This is a genomic window from Butyricimonas sp., from assembly GCF_019423355.1.
GTDB lineage: Bacteria > Bacteroidota > Bacteroidia > Bacteroidales > Marinifilaceae > Butyricimonas > Butyricimonas faecihominis.
In genome coordinates this window covers 1-5,892 of the sequence record NZ_JAHZBP010000021.1, presented here as the reverse complement: position 1 = coordinate 5,892, position 5,892 = coordinate 1, and the positions used below count along the sequence as shown (strand labels likewise).

Here is a 5,892-nt window from a genome sequence, read left to right as displayed (position 1 = left end):
TTCCAAAGTCCTTTGTATAAGGCACAAACGAAAGTTTTCCAGAATTACGAAAAAATTATCATTTATAAATATACCGGATAAAAACAACATACTCGAGTAACATTGTAGTACATAAAACTTGACAACCATGCTCCCATTCATTATAAATTTCTTATTTTTGCAAATAGATGAACATATGATAAGAACTGATTTTTGGAGAACGACATTATTATGAATAAAAAAGAATTAGATATTGCCTATTTCCTTTCATTTTGTATTGAACAATACAAAATGAAACAAGGATTATCTGGTGAAGAGACGATTAGCCTGTTCGAGAAATATAACGTCTTATCATACTTATCGGATAACTTTGAAGTATTACATACACAAAGCCAACAATGGCTGATGGAAGAAATCAAAGAATACATTACCAAACAAAAGAAGGCAAACTAATGAAACTATACCATGGTAGTTTAGAAATAGTAAAAGAACCACAAATCCGACTAGCCAATCGTACATTAGATTACGGAATGGGATTCTATACAACAACTTCCCAAGAACAAGCAGAATTATGGGTAAAACGAAAAATTGGAGAAAGGAATGAAAAGGGGATTGTTAATATATACGAGTTTGATTTATCTTCTGCAGAAAAATTAAACGTATTACGTTTTACAGAACCGACGGAAGAATGGCTGGATTTTGTAATGGAAAATCGAACAAACAAAGATTATCGTCATAATTACGATATTGTTTACGGTCCGGTAGCAAACGATCGTGTTTACGCAGCCTTCGCCTTATATGAAGGAGGTCTGCTTAATAAACAGGAATTAATTCAAGAACTAAAAACGTATCTTTTAGTAGATCAACTCCTGTTTCACACGGAACGATCACTATCCTATTTAACCTTTTTAAAAGTAAAGGAGGTATTCAAATGAACCGGGAAATTACAGACAAAAATCTTTACTTGTTACTGCCTTCCAAAGTCAGCCTTTTTGTACAACTGTATATAAAAGAACATGGCGGTTCTATCATAGATGCCATTCGACAATTTTATCACTCCAATACTTACAAGGCGCTAGAAAAAGAGAACACCAAATTATGGCATTATGGTTCCGTAGCTTTATACGAGGAATTCATGGATAAGAAATGAAAAAACTCTATCTTTGCCCCTCGCTAGCAAATTTAAAGTAGATCGCATATGAACATTGTTGGGAAGAGAGTGGCATATATCACGTTAGGATGCAAGTTGAATTTCTCCGAAACCTCCACGATCAAGCACAGCCTTGAACAAGAAGGAGCCGTGACTGTGGGAGAAAAAGATGGGGCGGATATATTCGTGATTAACACGTGTAGCGTCACGGATATTGCAGAGAAAAAAGGACGGCAGATGATCCGGAAAATCATCCACCGAAACCCCGGAGCCTACATTGTTGTGGTTGGTTGTTATGCCCAACTGAGAGCGCAAGAAATCATGGACATTGAAGGTGTCCACCTCGTACTCAACGCACAAGACAAGTTCAACGTGGCCCACTATTTGAACCACCTCGAAGAACAGGAACGGCACGAACCACATTCCTGCGATATTTTCGGGGTTAAAACCTTCGATCTTGCTTACTCGTACGGGGACAGAACCCGGTGTTTCCTGAAAATTCAAGACGGATGCGACTATTTCTGCTCTTACTGCACGATTCCCTTTGCCCGCGGACGTAGCCGTAGCGCTGCCATCCAAGACGTGATCAAGGCAGCCCGTGACGTGGCATCCAAGGGTATCAAGGAAATCATTCTCACGGGAGTAAACACGGGAGATTTCGGGAGAGAGACAGGGGAAACATTCCTCGACTTGATACGGACTCTGGATGAGCTGGAAGAAATCCAGCGTTTCCGGATCTCCTCCATCGAACCCAACCTACTGACAGATGACATCATTCGTTTCGTGGCCTCCTCCCGGCGTTTCATGCCACACTTCCACGTACCTCTTCAATCCGGGAGTAACGAAGTGTTACACTTGATGAGACGACGCTACGAACGAGAACTTTTCGCAGAGAAAGTACAAGAAATCAAGACACTTATTCCCGATGCCTTTATCGGGGTGGACGTGATTGCCGGAATGCGGGGAGAAACACCGGAGGCCTTCGAAGATGCCCGCCAATTCATTGCCGGACTGGATGTTTCCCAGTTACACGTGTTCCCTTATTCGGAACGTTCCGGAACAAAAGCACTGGACATCCCGTATATAGTCCCGCAAGCGGAAAAGCATCGTCGGGTGAACGTACTCCTCGACATTTCCGAACAGAAGTTGCACGATTTCTACACGGCACACGTGGGACAAACCCGTCCGGTGCTGTTTGAAGAAAGCGACATTGCCGGATCAATCGGCGGATTCACGGACAACTACATCCGGGTGGAAGTCCCCTATGACTCTTCCCTCGCAAACCGGATCGTACCCGTAGAACTAAAAACCGACATTTTCGGCTCGTAAATGCCGGACTTCACGCGGCATAAACCTCCGGAAGAATACAAACTTTACGGAGTAATTTTATATTTTTGTTGCCGTAAAAATTGTATTTAAAATAAAAAACAAGGTATTATGAATGTCTTAGTTACTGGAACAGCGGGGTTTATCGGTTTTTATCTTGTTCAGAAATTACTGGATGCAGGACACACCGTTTATGGAATCGATTCTATCAATCATTATTACGATGTTGCCTTGAAACACGACCGCCTACACGCCTGTGGCATAGACCATCCCGTTCCCGGCAAAGAAATCGTATCTTCCCTGAACACGAATTACACGTTCTGCCAGTTGGACCTGTGTGACGCCGAGGCTATTCATAAATTATTCACCACACATACTTTCGACTGCGTGGTGAACCTTGCCGCACAAGCCGGAGTACGGTATAGCTTGAAACACCCGGAAAGTTACGTGCAAAGTAACGTGATGGGATTCATTAATTTACTGGAATCCTGCAAAAAGACGAATTGTAAGAAATTCATATACGCCTCGTCCTCTTCCGTATACGGGAACAATCAATCTGTTCCATTCAAGGAGACGGACACCGTGGATCACCCGATCAGCATTTACGCCGCCACGAAAAAGAGTGACGAGTTGATGGCAAATGCCTACGCCCATCTCTATGGCATACAAACCATCGGTTTACGATTCTTCACGGTATACGGTCCCTTCGGGCGCCCGGACATGGCTCCCATGCTTTTTGCCAACGCCATTCAACACGATGAGGTGATTCGCATTTTTAACAACGGAAATCTCTCCAGAGATTTCACCTATATCGAGGACATCGTGACAGGAATCGAGAAAATCGTGTCAACACCGGGGATCCTGCGGGAAGATGTACCCGGTACCCCCGCCACGATATACAATATCGGGCATGGAACCCCCATCCAGCTTATGGACTTCGTCCACTTGCTGGAAAAGAACTTGGGAAAAGAGGCCCGTAAAAAGTTTGTCGGGATGCAGCCGGGAGACGTTTACCAAACATGGGCCGATACTACCCGCTTGCAGGAAGACTACGGGTATACCCCGCAAATATCACTCGAAACAGGGATTACCCGCTTTGCCGAATGGTTCAAATCATATAACAAATGACAATAATCAACAAGATCCGGGCCGTGTACTTCAGCCCGACAGGGACAACCCGCAAGATCGTAACCGCCACGGCCAAGGGCCTTTCAAGAGCATTAAAAACCGATCTCGAAGAATACGATTTTACCTTACCAAAGGCAAGGACACAATCCTTGCGATTCACGGACTCCGATCTCGTGGTGTTTGGCACCCCGGTATATGCCGGGCGAGTTCCAAACGTACTGTTACCCTACTTGAACACGATGCAAGGCAACGGGGCTTTAGCCGTTCCAGTCGTGCTTTTCGGGAACCGGGATTACGATGATGCGCTAATCGAATTACGAGACATTCTTGAAAACAACGGACTCCACACGATAGCTGCGGGGGCATTCGTGGGTGAACACTCTTTCTCCCGGATACTGGCAAAAGACCGACCCGACATGAAAGACATGGACATCGTGGATGAATTCGTTCGCAAAATCAGTGAAAAGTACAAGACAGACACGCTATCACACCCCATTCCGGTTTCCGGAACCCCCTACCCCTACCGGGGATATTACACACCTCGCGACCGACAAGGCACCCCGGTAGACATCCGTAAAGTGAAACCGCTTACCAACGACCGTTGTAATGACTGCAAGCGTTGCGCAAAAGTATGCCCCATGGGATCTATCAGCTATGAAAATGTAAGAGAATTTACAGGTATCTGCATCAAATGCGGAGCGTGTATCAAAAAATGCCCCAAACAGGCAAAATATTACGAAGATGCGGGGTATTTATATCACCAGCACGAATTGGAAGAAGGATTGACCCGACGTGCAGAAAATACCCTTTTTATTTGAAATTTATACAACTTTTATTAAATTTGCAGCACACAACATAGTCAACTAACAAACAGGACAATGGTCAAAGAAATATTTAAATTCTCCATTAGAAGACTGATTCAAACGAAAATAAATGGAGGGATAGTTCTCTTATTCGTGGCCCTTGCCGCCATGCTTATCGCTAATTCCCCTTTACAGGAATATTACAATATTTTACTTTCTAAAAATATCACACTCACGATCGGAAATTTCAATCTCTTTGATCGTCATGATGGCAATCCGATGACATTGCTGGATTTCATTAACGACGCCCTCATGGCTATCTTTTTCTTCTCGGTAGGATTAGAGATCAAACGGGAACTACTTGTTGGGGAACTCTCCTCTCCCCGGAAAGCCTTACTTCCGGTTGTGGCAGCCTGCGGGGGTATGATCATCCCGGTCCTGTTTTTCTGGCTGATCAGTCCATCCGGTCCTGCCATGCGGGGAGCTGCCATACCCATGGCAACGGACATCGCTTTTTCCCTAGGCGTTCTCTCACTCCTAGGCAAGAAAGTCCCCTTGAGTCTGAAAATATTCCTCACCGCCTTTGCCGTCGTGGATGATATCGGTGGGATTATCATTATCGCCTTGTTCTATAGCTCGCACCTGACCGTGGAGTATTTAATCGCCGCAATGATCATTGTTGCTCTCTTGTACATCGGCGGACGACAAGGAATTCATAACAAATTGTTTTTCATATTCTTCGGAATCGTCGTTTGGTGCCTGTTCATTAATGCCGGAATCCATCCCACAATTGCGGGAGTCATCGTGGCATTTACAGTACCGGCTCGTCCTAAACTACACATATACAAGTACGTAAACAGCATCCGGGAAAGTTTGAAAAGACTACCGGAGAATTCAAATGACATCATATTAAGCAACTCGGAACTTTCTATATTGAAAAGTATAGAGTCAGCCTCAGACAAGGTAGTCAGTCCCCTGCAAGCCATGGACGACGACCTGCGTACCCTTGTGAATTACGTGGTAATGCCCCTTTTCGCATTCGCCAACGCCAGCATCTCATTCGAAGGATTCACGCTTGCCTCCTTAGAAGGCGTATCGGTAACGATTTTTGTTTCCCTTGTACTCGGAAAACTCATCGGCATCTTCTCGTTCACCTACGTCTTTATAAAATGCGGCTGGTTAACTATGCCGGACAAAATGGATATGCACTCCCTTTTCGGAGTATCCCTATTAGGAGGAATCGGATTTACCGTGTCCCTCTTTATCGCAACTCTCTCCTACACGGGAATGGGCGCAGAAGGAGCCATTTTATTGAATCAGGCAAAAATCGGTATCATCGGAGGCTCCTTGTTTGCTGGAGTTTGCGGTTATTTCTACTTGAAATATGCCTTGAATAAAAAAACTCAAAAATCGCTTTGAAAGTCAAATAAAGTCCTTATATTTGCATCCGCATTGGAGAGGTGGCAGAGTGGTCGATTGCGGCGGTCTTGAAAACCGTTGTACTGC

General features: G+C 44.5%; 7 protein-coding genes. All 7 read left to right on the top strand.

The features are described from left to right. Window positions 1-210: 210 nt before the first annotated feature. Window positions 211-432 (top strand): DUF3791 domain-containing protein, encoded by a 222-nt coding sequence (locus QVC79_RS17755; RefSeq protein WP_124317737.1) that lies wholly within the window; start codon window positions 211-213, stop codon window positions 430-432. Continuing rightward, window positions 378-914 (top strand): DUF3990 domain-containing protein, encoded by a 537-nt coding sequence (locus QVC79_RS17750; RefSeq protein WP_229783032.1) that lies wholly within the window; start codon window positions 378-380, stop codon window positions 912-914. The genes QVC79_RS17755 and QVC79_RS17750 overlap by 55 nt, the downstream gene beginning before the upstream one ends. Then, entirely contained in the window at window positions 911-1,129 is a 219-nt protein-coding gene (locus tag QVC79_RS17745) for a hypothetical protein (protein WP_087422231.1), read from the top strand. The genes QVC79_RS17750 and QVC79_RS17745 overlap by 4 nt, the downstream gene beginning before the upstream one ends. A 48-nt stretch (window positions 1,130-1,177) precedes the next feature. After that, on the top strand, window positions 1,178-2,458 hold the full coding sequence (gene mtaB / locus QVC79_RS17740) for a tRNA (N(6)-L-threonylcarbamoyladenosine(37)-C(2))-methylthiotransferase MtaB (RefSeq protein ID WP_270592842.1): 1,281 nt from the start codon (window positions 1,178-1,180) through the stop codon (window positions 2,456-2,458). Window positions 2,459-2,566: 108 nt separating this feature from the next. After that, entirely contained in the window at window positions 2,567-3,583 is a 1,017-nt protein-coding gene (locus tag QVC79_RS17735) for a GDP-mannose 4,6-dehydratase (protein WP_270592841.1), read from the top strand. Then, on the top strand, window positions 3,580-4,401 hold the full coding sequence (locus QVC79_RS17730; RefSeq protein ID WP_270592840.1) for an EFR1 family ferrodoxin: 822 nt from the start codon (window positions 3,580-3,582) through the stop codon (window positions 4,399-4,401). The genes QVC79_RS17735 and QVC79_RS17730 overlap by 4 nt, the downstream gene beginning before the upstream one ends. 60 nt (window positions 4,402-4,461) lie before the next feature. Further along, window positions 4,462-5,805, top strand: a complete 1,344-nt coding sequence (gene nhaA, locus QVC79_RS17725; protein WP_270592839.1) for a Na+/H+ antiporter NhaA — start codon at window positions 4,462-4,464, stop codon at window positions 5,803-5,805. Window positions 5,806-5,892 lie beyond the last annotated feature (87 nt).

Coding starts and splice junctions, on each gene's coding strand:
- QVC79_RS17745 (WP_087422231.1), top strand. CDS start 911: ATGAACCGGGAAATTACAGACAAAAATCTTTACTTGTTACTGCCTTCC.
- nhaA (WP_270592839.1), top strand. CDS start 4,462: ATGGTCAAAGAAATATTTAAATTCTCCATTAGAAGACTGATTCAAACG.
- QVC79_RS17755 (WP_124317737.1), top strand. CDS start 211: ATGAATAAAAAAGAATTAGATATTGCCTATTTCCTTTCATTTTGTATT.
- QVC79_RS17730 (WP_270592840.1), top strand. CDS start 3,580: ATGACAATAATCAACAAGATCCGGGCCGTGTACTTCAGCCCGACAGGG.
- QVC79_RS17735 (WP_270592841.1), top strand. CDS start 2,567: ATGAATGTCTTAGTTACTGGAACAGCGGGGTTTATCGGTTTTTATCTT.
- QVC79_RS17750 (WP_229783032.1), top strand. CDS start 378: ATGGCTGATGGAAGAAATCAAAGAATACATTACCAAACAAAAGAAGGC.
- mtaB (WP_270592842.1), top strand. CDS start 1,178: ATGAACATTGTTGGGAAGAGAGTGGCATATATCACGTTAGGATGCAAG.